At 75.0% G+C, this 2,111-nt stretch carries 1 protein-coding gene; it reads right to left on the bottom strand.

The window, feature by feature from the left end; genetic code table 11:
- Nucleotides 1–102: 102 nt before the first annotated feature.
- Nucleotides 103–2,111 (bottom strand): serine/threonine protein kinase (locus FNQ90_RS20650; protein ID WP_182607732.1); only part of this gene is annotated, 2,009 nt, incomplete at its 5' end.

Here is a 2,111-nt window from a genome sequence, read left to right as displayed (position 1 = left end):
CCCGGCGCAACTCGGCACCGCACACGCCGCACCGGCGGCCGGTGTCCGCCGGTGGCTCCCCGCAGCCGGGGCAGCCGGAGACTTGATCGAGCTGCGGCATCGTCACACCCATGTCCTCGGGCGGAGACGGTTGGCCGTCTCCACCAGTTCGATCCGTTCGTGGGGGCCCGCGGCGAGGCGGGCCAGCACCCGGTACGAGCGTTCCAGACCCGACCGGAGCCCCGTTTCGTCCAACGAGTGTCCCAGCACGGTATGTGCCCCCTCCGACGCAGGTTCCGGGGCCCCGGCCCGACCGGCCAACCACCAGTCCAGCGCCACCCCCAGCACTTCACAGGACAGCCGTTCCACGAGTGCCGGTTCCACGCCGTTGCGGCGCAGTTCGGTCACCCGTGATCCACAGGTCAGCACCTCGGGGAGGAGCGGTTCGCGGGGGTCGCGATCGCGCAATCGGGCGCGCACCGCCGCCACCCGGGCGGCGTTCCGGTGCACCGATGTCTCGGGGACGGACTCCAGCACCTCCACCGCTCCCCCGCGGTCACCGGCCGCGAGCCGCACCCGGGCCAGGCCGAACCCGGCTCCGTGGTGGCCGGGGTCGGTGGCCCACACCACGGAGTACCACTCCTCGGCGTCCCCGGCGCAGCCCAGCGCCTCCGCACAGACCCCCAGCGCCAGGCCGGGCGCCGGCTCACCGGGAAAGGCGTCGCGGACGGCGCCGAAGCAGCGGGCCGCCGTCGCCGGGTCGTGCGCGCACAGCGCCGCCACCCCCCGGTACCAGACCACCCGGTGGTCGCCCGGCGCGTGGTCCTCCGCCGCGGCGAGCAGTTCCGCCGCCCGGGCGTCGGAACCGGCCCGGAGGTCGGGGTCGCCCGGGCGCTCCAGGGGCAGCTCCAACAGGGCGCGGACCCTGCGCAGTCGCAGCTCGATCGAGTCGGTGGGGGCCGCCCGCAGGGCGGTGAGGGTGTCGGAGGCGCCGGCCGCCGGCAGACCGGTGAGGAAACCGGCGCAGGCGTCCTCCGGATCGAGGCGGGGGACCGGCAGGGCGAGCGCGCTCTCCCGCAGGTCGGGGGTGACGGTCTCCGGCGCGCGCCCCATGCGCCCGTCGGGCTCCGTGCCGGTGAGGGGGCTCGGTGCCCCGTGGGGCGGACGCCGGCCGGGGAGCCGGAGTCGGCGGCGCGGGGACTCGCGGCGGGCGCCCAACGCCGAGACCGCCTCCGCCCCCGATCCCCCCGGCGGGGGAACCACGGTCGTGTCCACCACCTGCACCTCCGGCCCGAACAGGGTGGAGACCGCCGGACGCGGCACGCCGGTGGTCAGTGCCACCACCTCCCGCAACACCCCGGTCAACTGTTCGGCCATGCCCGCCGCCGATCCGAACCGCAGTGCCGGGTCCGGATCGGTGCCGCGCGTCACCAGTCGGTGGAAGGAGGCGTGGGTGCGGGGCACCTCCGTGCCCGGCGCGAAGAGCGGGTCGTCCTCCGGCAGCCCGGCCCGGACGGGGATGCCCAGCCCCAGCTCGGCCAGGGTGACGGCCACGGTGTGCAGGTCCGAGGCCACCGAGACACCCCGTTCGGGCACCTCCGGGGCCTGGTAGCCGGGGGTGCCGTACAGGGTGCCGGTGGTGTCGTCGATCCGCCGGACCGCCCCCAGGTCGATCAGCTTGAGTCGGTCCCCGGTCCGGATGACGTTGGCCGGCTTGAAGTCGCAGTACAGCAGGCCGCGGCCGTGCAGGTGGCCCAGGGCGTCCAGCGCCTCGATCCCGAAGGCGCACACCTGTTCCAGGGGGAGCGGTCGGGGCTTCCCGGCTCCGCGCCGGGCATCGGCGATCTCGCGCAGGGAGCGCCCGCCGGCGTACTCCATGACGATGTAGCCGTCCGGGTCACCGGTGCGCGGGTCGGGGTGTTCCACGAAGTTGTGGATGCGCACGATGCCCGGGTGCTCGATCTCGGCCAGGAACCGCCGCTCGGCGATGGCTGAGGTCAGCGCGTCCTCGTCCTCGGTGTCCCGCAACCCCTTGAGCACCACCCAGCGGCGGGAGACGGGGTGATCGACGGCCAGGTAGATCCACCCCTGTCCGCCGTGGGCCAGACAGCCCACCACCTCGTACTCTGTCT

This window comes from Streptomyces alkaliphilus (assembly GCF_014141535.1).
Taxonomy (GTDB): Bacteria; Actinomycetota; Actinomycetes; order Streptomycetales; family Streptomycetaceae; genus Streptomyces; species Streptomyces alkaliphilus.
The sequence above is the reverse complement of the archived record's forward strand: the minus strand, read 5'-3'. Positions and strand labels throughout refer to the sequence as shown.